We start from the raw sequence: 16,009 nt of genomic DNA on the forward strand, positions 1-16,009 counted from the left end.
ACCCTGAAAGCCGGTCCGGGGTTTCCCGGGCCGGCTTTTGTTCCTATAGGGTGAACCATCGAGACTCGGCTGCGTATGAGCCAGGACAGACAAGATACCGGGGTTTGAATGACGACTGTTGATACTGCGCACCGCCCGGCGGGTCACCCGCCCGTGAAATCCGGCAAGGTGGGCGTCCTGCTCGTCAATCTCGGCACCCCTGACGGTACCGACTACACGTCCATGCGCCGCTATCTGAAGGAATTCCTGACCGACAAGCGCGTCATCGAGTGGTCGCCGTGGAAGTGGTACCCGATCCTCTTCGGCATCGTCCTCAACACCCGCCCCGGTAAGGTCGGCAAGGCCTACGAGCTGATTTGGAACAAGGACAAGAACGAAAGCTACCTGCGGACCTATACCCGCAGCCAGGCCGAGCTGATGGCCGATCGTCTCAAGGACCTGCCCAACGTCCAGGTCGACTGGGCGATGCGTTACGGCACGCCGTCGATCGCATCGCGCATCCAGGCGTTGAAGGACGACGGTTGCGACAGGATCGTGCTGTTCCCGCTCTACCCGCAGTACGCTGCGGCAACGACGGCCACGGTCAACGACAAGGCTTTCCAGCATCTCCTCAAGATGCGCTGGCAGCCGGCGCTGCGCACCGTTCCCGACTATCACGACGACGACGCCTACATCGAGGCGCTTGCCAATTCGGTGACGAGCCACCTGGCAACGCTCGACTGGGAACCGGAAAAGATCCTCGCCTCCTTCCACGGCATCCCGATGTCCTACTTCCGGAAGGGCGATCCCTACTATTGCCAATGCCAGAAGACCGGTCGCCTGTTGCGCGAACGGCTGGGATTGTCCGAAGACAAATTCATGGTGACCTTCCAGTCCCGTTTCGGGCCTGAAGAGTGGCTGCAGCCCTACACCGACAAGACCGTCGAGAAGCTCGCGCAGGATGGCGTCAAGAAGATCGCCGTCCTCAACCCCGGCTTCGTTTCCGACTGCCTGGAAACGCTCGAGGAAATCGCCGAACAGGCCGCCCATTCCTTCCACGAGAACGGCGGCGAGAAATTCGCCCACATCCCCTGCCTCAACGACAGCGAGGACGGCATGCGGGTGCTGGAAAAGGTCGTCCGCCGCGAACTGCTCGGCTGGGTCTGATCAGACGGGTAGGCCCCTGGGAAACACCCCCTCTGGCTTGCCGGTCATCTCCCCGGGGAAAATCCTGAGTGACCGCCGGCCCGTCAGGCGCTGGCGCTTCACCCGGGTTAAGCCTCCCCCTTGTGGGGAGGGTTGGGAGGGGTCTTGGCAGCGGGCGACACAACCCCTTCACACGCCGCGCTTGTTCCCCCACAGCAGAACATGCAGCTGGGGCAGCACGCGGGCCTCGAACCACCGGTCCTCGGTCACCTTGTCGATCAGCCACAGCATCCGGTCCATGATGCCGTCAATATCGACGCGCGCATCGTCGTCATCGGGCGGCGGTGGCGTATGGTTCCCCGGCTGTAGATAGACGGAGAGATCTGGATAACGCGCAGCCGCCTCACGGGCATAGGCATAGTCGCGATCGTCGAAAACCACGATCTTCAACGCGATCGCGGGTCCGTTGCCCGCCAAGCGAAGACAGTCCGCGAAGTCATCCCAATCCGTCGCCATGCCGCTCGACGGCGGCTTCGGGCTCAGCACCAGCGCATCGAGATCGGCAAACCATTCCTTGGCGACGCTGCCCTGCGTCTCAAGCGCGAACTTGTAGCCTTGCGCATGCCCGTGTGCGATGAGACCGCCAAGCGGCTGGATCGCCGGATTGCCACCTGATAGCGACACCATCAGCGGCTTGCCGCCGGAAAGTCGCGTCACCTCGGCCCATATGCCATCGACCGTCATCGGCAGCCATTGGTCGCGGTATTCGCTATCGACAGCATGCAGGCTGTCGCACCACGAACAGCGATAATCGCAGCCGCCGGTGCGGACGAAGACGGTCGGCAGGCCGATCAGGACGCCCTCTCCCTGGATCGTCGGCCCGAAGATCTCGCTGACGCGGATCTGCGCCTCGCGAACCCCGCTCATGGCCGGTATTCCGCCCAGGTCTTCGGCGTCTCGCTGACGCGCACGGCCGACGTCTCCGGCAGCCGCTCCTTGCACCAGTCGTAGAAGTGCTTGGCGAGATATTCCGAGGTGACACGGTCATGGCCGAACACCTCGTTCAGGTGCCGATGGTCGAAGCGCTCGTCGATGTAGCGCTTCAGCGGCGAAAGCTCGTGATAGTCGCGAACGAAACCGTTCTCATCGAGTTCCGCAGACGCAAGCTCGACCACGACGATGTAATTGTGCCCATGCAGCCGCGCACACTGGTGATCGGCAGGCAGATGCGTCAGCTGGTGCGAAGCGGAGAAGTGGAATTCCTTGGTGATGCGAAACATCACTTCACCTCCCTGGCCGAATAGCCTGACGTTGCGGCCTCCCAGAAATCCGGATCCTCGTATTCCGTCGGATCGGCGATACCGGCCAGATGAAAAGCCTCGCGCCGCTCGACACAGGTGCCGCAGCGCCCGCAATGGCGCGTACCGCCCTTGTAGCAGGACCACGTCTCGGCAAAGGGTGTCCCGTATTTCGCACCGTCGGTGACGATATCGGCCTTGGAAACGGTGACATAAGGAGCAAGCAGCGAGACGCTGGCATAACCATCGAGCGCCTTGTTCTGCATGTCCTGAAAGGCATCGATGAAACCCGGCCGGCAATCCGGATAGATGAAATGGTCGCCGCCATGCACCGCAACGGCCACCGCATCCGCCTTTTGGGCGGCCGCGAGGCCGAAGGCGATCGCCAGCATGATGGCGTTGCGGTTCGGCACAACCGTCGCCTTCATCGTCTCCTCGGCATAGTGGCCATCCGGCACGTCGACATCGTCGGTCAACGCCGATCCCGTCAGGTGCCGGCCGATTGTCCGGATATCGATGATCTGATGCGGCACGCCGAGCCGCTTGGCGCAAACCGTGGCGAAGTCCAGTTCCTTGCGATGTCGCTGTCCGTAATCGAAGGAAAGCAGGCTGATGAGTTGATGCTCCGCTGCGACCTTATGGGCGAGCGAAATGGAGTCCAATCCGCCGGAGCAGATGACGATGGTCTTCATGATGAGGATCCCTTGTTTTGACCGGGTGGGCTGCGACCGGTATTTCCTGCGGGTCTTCTAGGCCAAACTGGCCCCGTTGTGAATAGTCAGCGGAACCCCCATATCGAATCCACGAACTGACGACGCCGCCGGCCAAAGTCACTGGCGTTTGAAGTCGGCTCGTTTAAGGTTGCGTCAGTCGATTCTATCGCGGAGGAGTTTCATGGTTTTGGGCGGCTTTGACATCGTTGTTATTGCTCTGGTCATCTTTGTCATCCTGGTCCTGTTTGCTGGGATCAAGACGGTGCCGCAGGGCTATCGCTACACGATCGAGCGCTTCGGCCGCTACACCCGCACGCTGGAACCCGGCCTCAACCTGATCACGCCCTTCATCGAGCGCGTCGGTGCCCGCATGAACGTCATGGAACAGGTCCTCAGTGTGCCGACCCAGGAAGTCATCACCAAGGACAACGCCTCGGTTTCTGCCGATGCCGTTGCCTTCTACCAGATCTTGAATGCCGCCGAGGCCGCCTATCAGGTCTCGAACCTCGAGAACGCCATCCTCAACCTGACGATGACCAACATCCGCTCGGTCATGGGCTCCATGGATCTCGACGAGCTGCTGTCGAACCGCGACGCGATCAACGATCGCCTGCTGCGCGTCGTCGACGATGCGGTGCGCCCGTGGGGCATCAAGGTCACGCGCGTCGAGATCAAGGACATCCAGCCGCCGCGCGACCTCGTCGACGCGATGGCGCGGCAGATGAAGGCCGAGCGCGAAAAGCGCGCTCAGGTTCTGGAGGCCGAGGGCTCGAGAAATGCGCAGATCCTCAGGGCCGAAGGCGCCAAGCAGTCGGCGATCCTGCAGGCTGAAGGTCAGCGCGAAGCGGCGTTCAGAAACGCCGAAGCGCGCGAGCGTCTGGCCGAGGCCGAAGCCAAGGCCACGAAGATGGTCTCGGAAGCGATCGCCGTCGGTGACATTCAGGCGATCAACTACTTCGTGGCGCAGAAATACACCGAAGCCCTCACTTCGATCGGCTCGGCAAGCAACTCCAAGGTGGTTCTGATGCCGATCGAGGCCTCGTCGATCCTGGGGTCGCTGAGCGGTATCGGCGCCATTGCCAAGGAAGTTTTCGGTGACGGCTCCACCCCGCCGACACGGCCGGCCCGCCAGGCGCCGCCGCGTTCGACGCCGACGATCAATCCCTTCAATCCCGACGGAGATCGATAAGCCATGATCGCCCGGATCGCAGCGGAGCTTGGACCTTGGAGCTGGTGGGTCGCCGGCATGGTGCTGCTGGCAGCGGAGCTGGCGGCGCCCGGTTTCTTTCTGGTGTGGATCGGGATTGCGGCGATCGTCGTCGGCGCTGTTTCGCTGCTCTTCTGGGACAGCGCGTTCTGGGTCTGGCAGCTGCAGGCAATTCTCTTCGCCATCCTCGCCGTCGCCGCCACCTTCGTCGGCCGAAAGCTGACAAGGGAGCATGGAGCGAGCGATGAACCTTTCCTCAATCAGCGCGGTGCAAGCCTCGTCGGGCGCACCGCAACGCTTGCGGAACCCATCCTAGAGGGACGCGGCCGCATCCGGCTCGACGACACCCAATGGCAGGTCATGGGCCCCGATCTGCCGATCGGAGCGCGCGTCAAGGTCGTGTCCAGCAACGGCCGCGATCTGACAGTCGAGGAAACCTGATCAGGCGACGCCGATCCTCAGAAGATCGTGGAAGTGCACGAGGCCAACCGGTTTGTTGTCCTCGTCGACGACGATCAATGCGCCGATGTTGTTCTGATTGAGCATGGCAAGCGCCGCGGTCGCAAGAACCGTCGGCTTCACGGTCTTCGGCGTGCGGGTCATGATGTCGTCAACGACGAGCTCGGCCAGATTGCGGGCAAGATTGCGCGCAAGGTCGCCCTCGGTGATGATCCCGCAGAGCCGCCCGTCATCATCGAGAATTCCGACGCAGCCGAAATGCTTGCGCGACAGTGTCGAAATGGCTTCCGGGAGTGACGTTCCCTTCGCCACCAGCGGCACACGGTCGCCGGTGTGCATGATATCGGCAACGTGGCTGAGGCTGGCGCCGAGTTTTCCGCCCGGATGGAAAACGTGGAAGTCGCGCGCGCTGAAGCCCCGCTTCTCCAAGAGAGCGATCGCCAGCGCGTCCCCCATCGCCAACTGCATCAGCGTCGAGGTCGTCGGCGCCAGTCCGTGCGGACATGCTTCCTCTTCGTTCGGCATCAGCAGCACGATGTCAGAAGCCTTCGCCAGCGACGACTGCTCGGAGCAGGTCAGCGAAACCAGCGGAATGGAGAAGCGGCGCGTATAGGCGATGATGTTGCGCAGTTCCGCACTCTCGCCGCCCTTAGAAAGAGCGATGACGACATCGGTCGTGCCGATCATGCCGAGATCGCCGTGATTGGCTTCGGCGGCGTGGACGAAGAAGGCCGGCGTTCCCGTCGAGGCAAGCGTGGCGGCGACCTTCACGCCGATATGGCCGCTCTTGCCGACACCCGTGACGATAACCCGGCCGGCAATGTTGCTGATAGTTTCCACGGCCCGGATGAAGGGCTCGGCCAGTCCGTTGTCGAATGCGCGCTCGAGCGATTCCAGTGCACGCCGTTCGGTGGCGACGGTACGCTTCGCGGATTGAAGGATGCCGTCTTCGGTGAGATTTGCCGCTGCCTTTGTCATGGCCATGCGTTAGCGGTTTTCATCCGCCGTGTCCATCGGCCGGAGACTGGCCGCAGGCAACGAATGATTAACCACGAGGGTTTACGTTCGGGTAATAATTCGAAGCATGCCGAGCGCACATTCATGGCCCACTGGAGAAACACGAGCAGTCTGACGCCGCTCCGCGCGGCGTGCGTTGCCGTGTCGGCAGCCCTCGGCTGCGTGGCGCTTCAGCCCGGTCATGCGCAGGCACAATCTACCCAGACGACGCGCTCGGCCGCGAATTCGCCGGCAGCGCCCATTTCGCCAATCGGCGATGACAGCGCCAATACCGATGACGCATCGGCACCCAGGGCCGCGACCGCCGATGACGACGCGACCGCCACAAGCACAACCGCGGCGAAAACGACCGGCGACCAGCCGGTAAGCGACGAGACGACAGGCTCGATCCTCGATGAGGACATACTGCGTCTCAACACGCGCGAACCGGCACTCGACGAACGCCTGCCCGCACGCAAACCGGACGCTTACGTCTCGACCGAGGAAACGCCGGGAATTCGCGTCGGCACGTTCGTGCTTCGACCGACGGTAACGCAGAGCGTCAACGCCGAGACCCAGCGGGATGGCGACGTCAAGCAGACACGCGGCTTCCTCGAAACCGATTTTCTCGCCACCCTGACGTCCGACTGGGCCCTGCACCAGCTGACGATCACGACGCAGGGTGCGTGGCAGCAGAATTTCACCGGTGAAGGCGAAGAGCAGCCGGACTTCAAGATCAATGGGGACCTGCGCCTCGACCTGCCCGAGGATACCACCGCCCACCTGACCGGCGGCTACCATTTCTACCGTGAGGATACTGACGATCCGAACGCCGTGCAGGACGCCGACAAGCAGTCCGATGTTCAGGAACTCTCCGTCGGCGCCTCGATCGAGCGCGACTTCGGCATATTGCGCGGCAGCACCGGGATCGACCTGACGCGAACGATCTACTCGGACGCCACGCTGAGCGACGGCACGACTGTCAACCTCAGCGACAGAAACGAGACGAGCGGCACACTTCGCGGCCGTATCGGCTACGAATTGTCACCGGCCCTCATTCCCTTCCTCGAGGCGAACGTCGGCAAGACGATCTACGACGATACGGTCGACAGCGCCGGCTATCGCCGCTCCGGCCAATCCTACGGCGCCAAGGTCGGCGTCGAAGTCGACATGGGCGAGAAACTGCGCGGCGAGGTCGGGATCGGTTATGAGGTCGCGACCTTCGATGACGATCGTCTCTCGGATATCGACGCGGGCGTCATCGACGCCCATCTCCTGTGGTCGCCGCTACGCGGAACGGATATCGATTTCGGTTTGCAGACCAGCATCCAGCCCTCGACCACGGCGGGCGAGTCGGGCTACGTCTCGCATGCCCTGACGACGACCGTCAGCCATCAGCTGCGTGACAATCTGGTCGGCACCTTCCTCGGCGGCATTACCTTGCGCGACTACCCTTCGGATAGCCCGACCAACGACGAGACCGTCTATACGACGAGCGCCGGCCTGACCTGGAACATCAACCGCTACCTCGATCTGACTACGACGATCGGCTACGAAGTGACCTCCAGAAAAACAAGCGCCGACTCGCAGCAACTGCGAGCCGGCGTCGGTCTCAAACTGAAACGCTGATCGCTCAGAGTGTCTTGAGCAGCGCCTTGAAGCCTTCTTCGACGGTCGGACGAATGTCCGCACGCTCCAGCGCGAACGCGACGTTGGCGAGGATGAAGCCATCCTTGGCGCCGCAGTCGTAGGTCGTGCCCTTGAAGTGGTAACCGGCGAAATCCTGATCCTTCAGCAGCTTCAGCATGCCGTCGGTGAGCTGGATCTCGTTGCCGGCGCCGCGCTCCTGGGTTTCGAGGATCTTGAAGACCTCGGGCTGCAGGATGTAGCGACCGTTGATGAAGAAGTTGGAAGGCGCAGTACCCTTGGCCGGCTTTTCGACCATATCGGTGATGCGGAAGCCGTCGCCGATCGCGTCGCCGACGCCGACGATACCGTACTTGTGCGCCTGTTCGGGTTCGCACTCTTCGACGGCGATGATGTTGCCGCCGCTCTGCGCATAAAGGTCGATCATCCCCTTCATGCAGCCCTTGCCTTCGCTCTTCATGATCATGTCAGGAAGAAGCAGGGCGAAAGGCTCATGGCCGACGATCTCGCGTGCGCACCACACCGCATGTCCGAGACCGAGCGGCTCCTGCTGGCGGGTGAAGCTGACCGTACCAGCCTTGGGAAGCTGGCCGGCAAGCAGCGTCATTTCCGCCTTCTTGCTGCGCTCACGCAGGGTCTGCTCAAGCTCGAAATGGATGTCGAAGTAGTCTTCGATGATGTGCTTGTTGCGGCCCGTGACGAAAACGAATTGTTCGATCCCTGCTTCCAGAGCTTCGTCAACGACGTACTGAATGATCGGTTTATCAACGACCGTCAGCATTTCCTTCGGAACCGCCTTGGTGGCCGGAAGGAAGCGAGTCCCCAGACCTGCGACCGGAAATACAGCTTTGCGAACTTTCTTATGCTCTGCCACACAATCCTCCTGCAGTGATTTCACCGCTTGAAATAAAAGGCATTTTTGATTGAACTAGACGAGATTTGCTACCGTTTTGCAAATGGTGACTGTGTTCATGGGTCATGGTAAAGAATTTGTTGACTCCGTTCGGTTAGTCTCAGGTCTGAGCGGGCTTTCGCGCTCTGCTGTGCCTGAAACGAAAGGACGGATGACCGCCGATGACTCAAAATCACAGAAACTCCCTTCGTGGTCTTGCTATCGCATTCATCGTGACCGCGACTGCCGGTCTGGCCCCCCTAAACGCGAAGGCTGACCAGCGGTTCCAGAAATGGATCGCGGACTTTTATCAAACTGCCGCGCAAAATGGCATCAGCAAGGCAACCTACAGGAAAGCCTTCTCCGGCGTCACGGATCCGGATCCCACGGTGCTCGAAAAAGCTGCCTATCAGCCTGAATTTACAACGAAAATTTGGGACTATGTAGATTCTCGTGTAAACCCGTATACGGTGCAGATCGGCCGCAAGATGGCGGCGAAACATGCCTCCACACTCAATGCGATCGAGCGCCACTTCGGCGTCGACAAAACAATTCTCCTCGCCATCTGGTCGATGGAGTCCAACTATGGCGCAGTTCTCGAGAAGGACGACAGGCTGCATTACGTTCCGCGCGCGCTGGCAACGCTTGCCTATGCCGACGAACGCCGCGCGAATTTCGCCAAGAAGCAGCTCGTCGCCGCGCTGAAAATCCTGCAGAACGGCGATATCTCGCCCGACGGTATGACCGGTTCCTGGGCAGGCGCCATGGGCCACACGCAGTTCATTCCGACTAGCTACCTTCTTTACGCGGTCGATGCCGATGGCAACGGTCATCGCGATATCTGGAATTCCGTCCCCGACGCGCTCGCGACGTCGGCTAACCTCCTCATGAAGAACGGCTGGGAAGCCGGTAAGACTTGGGGTTACGAGGTGAGCGTTTCGCAGAACGCGGCAAAGCAGGTCGGCAAGACCCACACCCTTGCCCAATGGGCAGCCATGGGCGTGACGCGGCCGAACGGCAAGAGCTTTCGTGACGGCGGCAGCAAGGCCATTCTGAAAATGCCGGGCGGTCCGAACGGCCCGGGCTTCCTGATGACCAGCAACTTCTTCACCATCAAGAAGTACAACGCCTCCGACAGCTATGCGATCGCGGTCGGCCTCCTGGCGGACGAGATTGCCGGCTACGGCGGCATGAAGCAGCGCTGGCCGCGGCCTGATGGCACGCTCGACGTCAAGGAAAAGTTCGAGCTGCAGACACGCCTCAAGGCGCTTGGCTACTACGACGGTGAAGTGGACGGCAACTTCGGCAGCGGCTCCAAGGCCGCGATATCAGCCGTCCAGAGCCGAATGGGCATGCAGCAGGATGGCGAACCCTCGCTGCCGTTGCTGAACGCGCTTCGCAAGTAGGACCGGTGTCCGCACCCTACGTTTTGAGGTGTGGACGCTTCCGCCGCTCCGTGAGAAAATAGCGGCAGATGCGAGGCTGTTGATATGCGTAAACGAGTAAAGAGGGAAACCGCCCGCTGGGGCGTCATCGGCGCCGCCGCCCTCATATTGTCCTCAGGCATCCTGCCGCCGTTTGGCGTTGCTGAAGCACAGCAAGGCTATTATCAGCGCCGTTCCATTCTCGATTTCTTCCTCGGCCGCCGTTACATCGACGATTACCCGCCGGCTCCGAACGGAAGCGCGCCGCCGCGCTCCATTCCCAAGAAGAAGAAGACGGCTCCGAAAGCGACTGTTGCTGCTCCCCGCCCGGCACCGCCGGTCGCGCCCCCGGAAGAGAAGGCCGTGGAAAAGCTCGACACCGCCCAGAAGATTCTCGTCGTCGGCGACTTTCTTGCAGGCGGGCTCGGCGTCGGCATGGACGCTGCTTTCCAGGATTCGCCGGGTGTGGTCATCGAGACCCATAGCAACGTCGCCTCGGGCCTCGTGCGCGACGACTATTACGACTGGCCGTCGCAGCTGACGAAGTTCATGGACGAAAGCAAGCCGGCGATGGTCGTCGTCCTGCTTGGCGCCAACGACCGGCAGCAGATGGTCACCGACAGCGGCAAGGAGAAATTCCGCACCGACGGTTGGTTCGCGGAATATCAGCGCCGTGTCGCAAGCTTCGGCAAGGAAGTGACCGCCCGCAAGATTCCCCTGCTCTGGGTCGGATTGCCGGCTTTCGATTCTCCTTCGATGACATCGGACGCGCTGCAGATGAACCAGCTCTACCGCAAGCAGGTCGAGAGCGTCGGCGGCGAGTTCGTCGATGTCTGGGACGGCTTTGTCAACGAGAACGGCGAATTCATCGTGACCGGCTCCGACATCAACGGTCAGCAGGTTCGCCTGAGAACATCGGATGGCATCAATCTGACCGAGGCAGGCCGCCGCAAGCTCGCCTTCTATGTCGAAAAGCCAGTCCGCCGCATCCTCGGCACACAGGCGAGCCCCGATCTGGTCCGGCTCGACAGCAGCAATGTGCCGGCGCTCGACCTCTCTTCCAACCCTGCCGACCACACCGATCCGATCAGCCTTTCCGACCCCAATCTCGACGGCGGAACGGCGCTCCTCGGAGGAGCCGTGCAGCCCGTCTCCACCGGCAAGTCACCGCGCGACAAATTGGTTCAGGACGGCGAAATGGCCCCGCCACCGGCAGGGCGCGTCGACGACTATTCGATGACGCCCTTAAAACCGGCCGAAGTTTCCGCGAAGTAAGATGGGCCGTGTGAAGCGGCAACCCTAACGCGGAATACCTACTTTCCGAAAAATCTCTCGTTCGGATCGACGAGCTCGGATGTCCGCTTTGCGCCAGAAGCGGTCATTTCACGACTGCTGCTGCTATGGTTCCATCACTCGTAGGCGACGAACGAGATCACGTTCCCGTCCGGGTCGCGGACATGGAAGTCCGTTCCACCCCAGGGCTGGCTGGTTGGCTCCTGCGCAAACTCCGCGCCGCGGCCCCGCAGCTCCTCAAACAACCCGCGTACGTCCGAAACCTCAATTGTAGCGAGAATAAGCGAGACCTCGCGTGCTGCCAGATTGGCAAAATTCGGTTTGCTGACACACCGAAGATGCAGGCAGGCCGCGCCGCGCGACACAGCGCCGTAAAACGGCGGCGTACCGTGGAGGAAATCGACGTCAAATCCGAGTTTCTCGTGAAAGAATTGGGCGCTCGCCGGCACATCACGCACAAAGAGGATCGGGACGATGGATGTCAGGGCAATTTCGCTCATGCATGTCTCCGCTACGTCGATATCCACTGGTTGAGTCTACAGGTCGATCCATCTGTCTGCAAAGAGGCCGAGCCAAACGAGAGCGCCTCGTCCGCAAAGCGCCAATCGCGGACACAACGCCCACTCGGCATGAGCGCCTAACCGGGCCTGAACGCGTACATTTACCGTTACGTACTTCCCGATTCTTTGGTGCCAGCGCACACTTCCATACGTTAGAGGCTGACGTCAGTGGCCGCAAATTTAGGGTGCAGCGGGAGGTCGACATGCCATCGCAGGAAACAGGGCAGCATCGTTCCATAGGCCTCCTCACGCGCCGCGACGCGCTTCTGCGCTCGGCAGCGCTTGCGATCATGCCCCTTGGGCTCGGCTTTACTCCCCTGCGCGCGCAGGAGCTGTCGGTCGAGGATGTTCGTAAGATCGCCAAGGACGCCTATGTCTATGGCTTTCCGCTCGTAGACAGCTACCGAATTCAATATTCCTACTTCGTCGATGCCAAGGGCCCGGAGTATAAGGGGCACTGGAATGAGGTTCACAACACGGCGCGTGTCTATACGCCCGAAGACAAAGCCATCCAGTCGCCGAACTCGGATACGCCTTACTCGTTCGTCGGCGTCGATCTGCGGGCTGAACCCGTGGTCTTGACGGTGCCCGACGTGGACGAAGGACGCTACTATTCCGTCCAGTTCATCGATGGTACACCTTCAACTTCGCCTATGTTGGAAGTCGCGCGACCGGAAACGCTGCGGGGCGCTTCCTGCTTGCAGGACCAGGCTGGAAAGGCGAGCGTCCGCCGGGGATCAAGGATGTCATCCGGTGTGAGACCGAGATGGCCTTCCTCATCTACCGGACGCAGCTCTTCGGTACCGATGACATCGCAAACGTCCAGAAGATTCAGTCCGGATACAAAATTGAGCCATTGTCTACAGTCCTTGGCCAGGTGCCACCGCAGCAGCCTGAAATCTCCTTCGTTCCGCCCCTTGGCCGAGATGAGCAGAAAACGTCTCCCAAGTTCTTCGAGATGCTGGATTTCGTATTGCGATTATGCCCGGTGAATCCCAGCGAAACAGACATCAGGAAGCAGTTTGCGAAGCTTGGCGTGGGAACGGATAAGCCATTCGACGTCGACGCACTGCACCCTGATATCGGGCAGGCGATCGAACTCGGGATCAAGGACGCCTGGGAGACCTTCGAGGAGTTCAAGCACGCGAAAATCGACACCGGCGAAGTCGCAAGCGGCGACATGGCAGGTTCCCGCGATTTTCTCGACAACAACTATCTCTATCGGATGTCGGCCGCCGTCCTCGGCATCTACGGCAATTCCAAACAGGAAGCCATGTATCCGGTGTATTTCACCGACGCGGACATGAAGCCGATGAGCGGGGCGAACACCTACGCCTTGCGCTTCGCGCCGGGCGGGCTGCCGCCGGTCAATGCGTTCTGGTCGCTCACGCTCTACAAGCTTCCCGAGAGCATTCTGTCGGCAAATCCGCTCAACCGTTACCTTATCAACTCGCCAATGCTGGAAACGCTGAAAAAGGACGCGGATGGCGGGTTGACGCTGCACATACAAAACGCTTCGCCGGGCGAGGAGAAGGAAGCAAACTGGCTTCCGGCGCCAGACGGACCGTTCTTCCTGGCAATGCGGCTCTACTGGCCCAAGCAGCAAGCGCTGGATGGGCAATGGAAGGCCCCGCCAGTGGTTCGAATGAACTGATCAGGGAGACCGGCATGAAAACCGTGCGAGCTTTGTTGGTTGTGGGTGGTTTCTCTATTTTCGGTGCAGCCGGGGTGTCTGCCGCCGAACCGGTGACCGTTGATAATTTCACGCGCGCCGAATCCGACCTCTATTTCGGAAATGCCATCAAGGACGCAGGCGGGCCTGGGGTGTTTCATCATCGCCGGGAGCCGATGCAGATCTCTCATCAGGTGGTGATCCGCGCCAATCGCGACACGCTTTACTCCTCTGCGGTGTTCGATCTCGATGCTGGCCCCGTCACCCTGACGATGCCCGATCCCGGCAACCGGTTCATGTCGCTTATGGCGATCAACGAAGACCACTATGTGGTTGGCGACATCCGATATGGTGCAGGGAGTTATACCTACGACAAGAACGCCGTTGGAACGCGTTACATGCTGATTGGTATCCGCACGCTGGTGATTCCCGACGATGCCGATGACGTCGAAACGGTCCACAAGCTGCAGGAGCAAATCAAGGTCGACCAGCCGGGCGGCAAAGGGGCATTTGATATTCCAACCTGGGATGACGCGAGCCAGAAGAAGGTGCGCGATGCGCTACTGGTGCTTGGCTCGACAATTCCAGACTTCAGGGGAGCGTTCGGGAGCAAGGAGACGGTGAACCCGATCCGCCACCTGATCGGTACGGCGCTCGGATGGGGCGGCAATCCCGACAAGGACGCGTTCTACCTGAACGTCACGCCACCACAAAACGACGGCAAGACCGTCTATGATCTCACCGTCAAGGACGTACCCGTCGATGGTTTCTGGTCCATCAGCGTCTACAATGCCGAGGGTTATTTTGAGGCGAATGAGCTCAACGCCTACACGCTCAACAATATCACGGCGAAAAAGGAACCTGATAGTTCGGTGAAGGTTCAGTTCGGAGCCTGTGACGGCAAAGTTGAAAACTGCATCCCTATCGCAAACGGTTGGAACTACACAGTCCGGCTATATCGCCCACGTCAGGAACTGCTGGATGGTCGCTGGACATTCCCGGAGCCGATCCCAGTCGCCCGATGATAGGCTCCTAGACGGGTAGCCAGAAGCGGTCACCAACTTGTCAGGTTGCACACCTGTCCGAAAACATGCGGTGGATCAGCATCGCCACCCAACAAAAAGGGCCGCTCGAAGCGGCCCCATTCATTGTATCGATACCGGTCGCTTAACGCGGCAGTACCGTCGAGCCCATCAGGGCTTCGTCGATGGCGCGGGCGGCCTGGCGGCCTTCGCGGATGGCCCAGACCACCAGCGACTGGCCGCGGCGCACGTCGCCCGCCGTCCAGAACTTGTCGACCGAGGTTTTGTAGTCGCGGTCGTTGGCAACGACGTTGGTCGAGCCACGACGGTCGGTGTTGAGCGTGAGCTTGCCGTCCAGTTCCTTGAGCACGCTGTCCTTGAACGGGCCGCTAAAACCGATCGCGATGAAGGCGAGATCGGCCTTGATGATGAACTCCGTGCCGGCGATCGGCTTGCGGCGCTCGTCGACTTCGCAGCACTTCACGCCGGTCAGCACACCGTCTTCGCCAACGAACTCGAGCGTTGCCACCTGGAATTCGCGGATCGCGCCTTCTGCCTGCGACGAGGAGGTGCGCATCTTGGTCGCCCAGAACGGCCAGACAGCGAGCTTGTCTTCCTTCTCCGGCGGCTGCGGGCGGATGTCGAGCTGCGTGACCTTCACAGCACCCTGACGGAATGCCGTCCCGACGCAGTCCGATGCGGTATCGCCACCGCCGACGACGACGACATGCTTGGCGCCTGCGAGTATCGGGTCCGACGCCCAGCCCACGCTGTCGATGTTTTCGCGGCCGACGCGCTTGTTCTGCTGCACGAGATACGGCATCGCGTCATGGACGCCAGCCAGTTCGACACCGGGAATGCCGGCTTCGCGCGGCGTTTCCGAACCACCGCAATAGAGCACCGCGTCGTGGTCGGCGAGCAACTGCTCGACCTTCACGTCGACGCCGATATTGACGCCATAGTGGAAGGTGACGCCCTCGCCCTGCATCTGCTCGACGCGGCGATCGATGAAGTTCTTTTCCATCTTGAAGTCAGGAATACCGTAGCGAAGGAGACCGCCCGCCTTGCTTTCGCGCTCGTACAGATGGACCTCGTGACCTGCACGACCAAGCTGCTGGGCAGCTGCCATGCCCGCCGGGCCGGAACCGATGATCGCAACCTTTTTGCCGGTGTGAACAGTAGCCGGCTGCGGCCGGATGAAGCCGAGCTCATAGGCCTTGTCGGCGATCGCCTGTTCGACAGTCTTGATCGCAACTGGCGTGTCTTCGAGGTTCAGCGTGCAAGCTTCTTCGCAGGGTGCCGGGCAGACGCGACCGGTGAACTCAGGGAAGTTGTTGGTCGAATGCAGGTTATGGATCGCCGCTTCCCAGTTGTTGTTGTAAACCAGATCGTTCCAATCAGGGATCTGGTTGTGCACAGGACAACCGGTCGGGCCGTGACAATAAGGGATGCCACAGTCCATGCAGCGGGCTGCCTGTTTCTGCACTTCCGGGTCCGACATCGGGATTGTGAATTCGCGGAAATGCCGGATGCGATCCGACGCCGGCTGATACTTCGCTACCTGCCGGTCGATTTCCAGAAACCCTGTGACCTTACCCATATTTTCGTCCCTTACACTCATGACCGCCTCGCCTGCGGCCAGTTGTCCATCATCAGCCTCGACAGTGGAGGCAGGTTGCTTCTTTCGACCGGCATTAAGAT

General features: G+C 60.8%; 14 protein-coding genes and 1 pseudogene. 8 read left to right on the plus strand and 7 right to left on the minus strand.

What is annotated here, in order from left to right; all coding sequences use genetic code 11:
• Positions 1 to 108 precede the first annotated feature (108 nt).
• Positions 109 to 1,146, plus strand: coding sequence for a ferrochelatase (gene hemH, locus ASE04_RS19965; protein WP_056820963.1), 1,038 nt, complete (start codon positions 109 to 111; stop codon positions 1,144 to 1,146).
• A 168-nt stretch (positions 1,147 to 1,314) separates the two neighbouring features.
• On the opposite strand, the gene queE is transcribed toward hemH, so the two are convergent.
• Genes queE through queC form a run of 3 tightly spaced genes read right to left on the minus strand, consistent with a single transcriptional unit; the run spans position 1,315 to position 3,115 of the window.
• A complete protein-coding gene (queE, locus tag ASE04_RS19970) occupies positions 1,315 to 2,052 on the minus strand; it encodes a 7-carboxy-7-deazaguanine synthase QueE (RefSeq protein WP_056820967.1) in 738 nt (245 codons plus the stop codon).
• Complete coding sequence (gene queD, locus ASE04_RS19975) at positions 2,049 to 2,405, minus strand: 6-carboxytetrahydropterin synthase QueD (RefSeq protein ID WP_056820969.1); 357 nt, start codon at positions 2,403 to 2,405, stop codon at positions 2,049 to 2,051. The genes queE and queD overlap by 4 nt, the downstream gene beginning before the upstream one ends.
• Complete coding sequence (gene queC / locus ASE04_RS19980) at positions 2,405 to 3,115, minus strand: 7-cyano-7-deazaguanine synthase QueC (RefSeq protein ID WP_056820971.1); 711 nt, start codon at positions 3,113 to 3,115, stop codon at positions 2,405 to 2,407. Before queC ends, queD begins: the two co-directional genes overlap by 1 nt.
• A 202-nt stretch (positions 3,116 to 3,317) precedes the next feature.
• Between queC and ASE04_RS19985 the strand changes: the two genes are divergently transcribed.
• On the plus strand, positions 3,318 to 4,325 hold the full coding sequence (locus tag ASE04_RS19985; protein WP_056820973.1) for an SPFH domain-containing protein: 1,008 nt from the start codon (positions 3,318 to 3,320) through the stop codon (positions 4,323 to 4,325).
• 3 nt (positions 4,326 to 4,328) lie between these two features.
• Complete coding sequence (locus ASE04_RS19990) at positions 4,329 to 4,784, plus strand: NfeD family protein (protein WP_056820975.1); 456 nt, start codon at positions 4,329 to 4,331, stop codon at positions 4,782 to 4,784.
• Here the strand turns inward: ASE04_RS19990 and ASE04_RS19995 are convergent, their stop codons facing one another.
• On the minus strand, positions 4,785 to 5,780 hold the full coding sequence (locus ASE04_RS19995; protein WP_056821486.1) for a KpsF/GutQ family sugar-phosphate isomerase: 996 nt from the start codon (positions 5,778 to 5,780) through the stop codon (positions 4,785 to 4,787). It lies immediately after the preceding gene.
• 123 nt (positions 5,781 to 5,903) lie between these two features.
• Here ASE04_RS19995 and ASE04_RS20000 point away from each other — a divergent pair, with 123 nt between their 5' ends.
• Positions 5,904 to 7,427, plus strand: coding sequence for an outer membrane beta-barrel protein (locus tag ASE04_RS20000; protein WP_056820977.1), 1,524 nt, complete (start codon positions 5,904 to 5,906; stop codon positions 7,425 to 7,427).
• Between the two features lie 4 nt (positions 7,428 to 7,431).
• Here the strand turns inward: ASE04_RS20000 and galU are convergent, their stop codons facing one another.
• A complete protein-coding gene (gene galU / locus ASE04_RS20005) occupies positions 7,432 to 8,319 on the minus strand; it encodes a UTP--glucose-1-phosphate uridylyltransferase GalU (protein WP_056820979.1) in 888 nt (295 codons plus the stop codon).
• 200 nt (positions 8,320 to 8,519) lie between these two features.
• Here galU and ASE04_RS20010 point away from each other — a divergent pair, with 200 nt between their 5' ends.
• Both ASE04_RS20010 and ASE04_RS20015 read left to right on the plus strand, forming a co-directional pair.
• Positions 8,520 to 9,743 (plus strand): lytic murein transglycosylase, encoded by a 1,224-nt coding sequence (locus ASE04_RS20010; RefSeq protein ID WP_056820981.1) that lies wholly within the window; start codon positions 8,520 to 8,522, stop codon positions 9,741 to 9,743.
• 84 nt (positions 9,744 to 9,827) lie between these two features.
• On the plus strand, positions 9,828 to 11,036 hold the full coding sequence (locus ASE04_RS20015; protein WP_056820983.1) for an SGNH/GDSL hydrolase family protein: 1,209 nt from the start codon (positions 9,828 to 9,830) through the stop codon (positions 11,034 to 11,036).
• Between the two features lie 134 nt (positions 11,037 to 11,170).
• Here the strand turns inward: ASE04_RS20015 and ASE04_RS20020 are convergent, their stop codons facing one another.
• Positions 11,171 to 11,554, minus strand: coding sequence for a glyoxalase superfamily protein (locus tag ASE04_RS20020; RefSeq protein ID WP_056820985.1), 384 nt, complete (start codon positions 11,552 to 11,554; stop codon positions 11,171 to 11,173).
• Between the two features lie 263 nt (positions 11,555 to 11,817).
• Here ASE04_RS20020 and ASE04_RS20025 point away from each other — a divergent pair.
• Positions 11,818 to 13,268: pseudogene (locus ASE04_RS20025) on the plus strand (DUF1254 domain-containing protein).
• Positions 13,235 to 14,311 (plus strand): DUF1254 domain-containing protein, encoded by a 1,077-nt coding sequence (locus ASE04_RS20030; RefSeq protein ID WP_244490459.1) that lies wholly within the window; start codon positions 13,235 to 13,237, stop codon positions 14,309 to 14,311. Before ASE04_RS20025 ends, ASE04_RS20030 begins: the two are co-directional and overlap by 34 nt.
• A gap of 142 nt (positions 14,312 to 14,453) precedes the next feature.
• Here ASE04_RS20030 and ASE04_RS20035 read toward each other — a convergent pair whose 3' ends face one another.
• Complete coding sequence (locus ASE04_RS20035; protein ID WP_056820990.1) at positions 14,454 to 15,908, minus strand: glutamate synthase subunit beta; 1,455 nt, start codon at positions 15,906 to 15,908, stop codon at positions 14,454 to 14,456.
• Positions 15,909 to 16,009 lie beyond the last annotated feature (101 nt).

It is taken from the genome of Rhizobium sp. Root708 (assembly GCF_001429725.1).
In the GTDB taxonomy this organism is placed as follows: Bacteria; Pseudomonadota; Alphaproteobacteria; order Rhizobiales; family Rhizobiaceae; genus Rhizobium.

What these genes read in the sequence shown, in the direction of transcription:
- ASE04_RS20015 (WP_056820983.1), top strand. Translation starts at nt 9,828, where the DNA reads ATGCGTAAACGAGTAAAGAGGGAAACCGCCCGCTGGGGCGTCATCGGC.
- hemH (WP_056820963.1), top strand. Translation starts at nt 109, where the DNA reads ATGACGACTGTTGATACTGCGCACCGCCCGGCGGGTCACCCGCCCGTG.
- ASE04_RS19985 (WP_056820973.1), top strand. Translation starts at nt 3,318, where the DNA reads ATGGTTTTGGGCGGCTTTGACATCGTTGTTATTGCTCTGGTCATCTTT.
- ASE04_RS19995 (WP_056821486.1), bottom strand. Translation starts at nt 5,780, where the DNA reads ATGACAAAGGCAGCGGCAAATCTCACCGAAGACGGCATCCTTCAATCC.
- queD (WP_056820969.1), bottom strand. Translation starts at nt 2,405, where the DNA reads ATGTTTCGCATCACCAAGGAATTCCACTTCTCCGCTTCGCACCAGCTG.
- ASE04_RS20035 (WP_056820990.1), bottom strand. Translation starts at nt 15,908, where the DNA reads ATGGGTAAGGTCACAGGGTTTCTGGAAATCGACCGGCAGGTAGCGAAG.
- ASE04_RS20000 (WP_056820977.1), top strand. Translation starts at nt 5,904, where the DNA reads ATGGCCCACTGGAGAAACACGAGCAGTCTGACGCCGCTCCGCGCGGCG.
- queE (WP_056820967.1), bottom strand. Translation starts at nt 2,052, where the DNA reads ATGAGCGGGGTTCGCGAGGCGCAGATCCGCGTCAGCGAGATCTTCGGG.
- ASE04_RS20020 (WP_056820985.1), bottom strand. Translation starts at nt 11,554, where the DNA reads ATGAGCGAAATTGCCCTGACATCCATCGTCCCGATCCTCTTTGTGCGT.
- ASE04_RS19990 (WP_056820975.1), top strand. Translation starts at nt 4,329, where the DNA reads ATGATCGCCCGGATCGCAGCGGAGCTTGGACCTTGGAGCTGGTGGGTC.
- ASE04_RS20030 (WP_244490459.1), top strand. Translation starts at nt 13,235, where the DNA reads ATGGAAGGCCCCGCCAGTGGTTCGAATGAACTGATCAGGGAGACCGGC.
- ASE04_RS20010 (WP_056820981.1), top strand. Translation starts at nt 8,520, where the DNA reads ATGACTCAAAATCACAGAAACTCCCTTCGTGGTCTTGCTATCGCATTC.
- queC (WP_056820971.1), bottom strand. Translation starts at nt 3,115, where the DNA reads ATGAAGACCATCGTCATCTGCTCCGGCGGATTGGACTCCATTTCGCTC.